This window comes from Nocardia sp. NPDC047038, from assembly GCF_040644075.1.
Classification (GTDB): Bacteria; Actinomycetota; Actinomycetes; order Mycobacteriales; family Mycobacteriaceae; genus Nocardia; species Nocardia sichangensis.
The window spans coordinates 1-1,011 of record NZ_JBEYVQ010000061.1; the positions used below are offsets into that span (position 1 = coordinate 1).

The 1,011-nt window shown below is 63.9% G+C and carries 1 protein-coding gene; it reads right to left on the minus strand.

Going from position 1 to position 1,011, the window contains the following annotated elements:
• A partial coding sequence (locus ABZ824_RS39755; RefSeq protein ID WP_356970061.1) for a condensation domain-containing protein occupies nt 1-1,011 on the minus strand: 1,011 nt, incomplete at both ends.

Genomic DNA, 1,011 nt, shown 5'->3' on the forward strand with positions numbered 1-1,011 from the left:
CGGTGTCGTTCCACGCGGTGAGCACGTCGGTGCGCTCGGTGTCGGCGAGTAGGTCGAGATCGCCGACCGGAACGGTGGGATCGGCGACCACGGCGGCGAGGATGCGCACGAGCCGATCAGCAAACCCTTCGACCGTCGCCCGATCGAAAAGATCAGTCGCATACGTCAAGAACCCACCGATACCCGCAGCCGCACCCGACTCCGCATAAGCATCACCCACGATCAAATGCAGATCGAACTGCGACACATCCAAATCCGCATCCACACCAGCCACCGACAAACCCGGCAACTCCAACACCGCCCGCGCGATGTTCTGAAACGACAACCCCACCTGGAACAACGGATGACGCGCCGTCGACCGCGGCGGATTCAACACCTCCACCAACCGCTCGAACGGCACATCCGCATGCGCGAACGCAGCCAGATCCGACTCACGCTGCCTACCGAGCAAACCCGCGAACGACTCACCCGGCTCGAACCGCGTCCGGAACACCACGGTATTGACGAACATACCGATCAGATCATCCAGCTCCCGCTCACCACGACCCGCCACCGGAGTACCGACGGCGATATCATCCGAACCCGACAACCGAGCCAGCAACACCGCGAACGCCGTGTGCACCACCATGAACAACGTCGCCCCATGCGCACGAGCCAAATCCACGAGTCCCGCGTGCGTCGCCGCATCGATCTCGATATCCACCCGCGCACCGGCCAGCGACGCCACCACAGGCCGCGGACGATCCGTCGGCAACTCCAGCAAATCGGGCAACCCGGCCAACTCGCCACGCCAGAACGCGATCTGCCGAGCAGCGATCGAACCCGGATCCGACTCCTCCCCCAACACCTCCCGCTGCCACAACGCGTAATCCGCATACTGCACCCGCAACGACGACCACCCCGGAACCTCACCCGAAGTACGCGCCGCATACGCCACCATCACATCCCGCACCAACGGACCCATCGACGACGCATCCGCCGCGATGTGATGCACCACCACCGCCAACACAT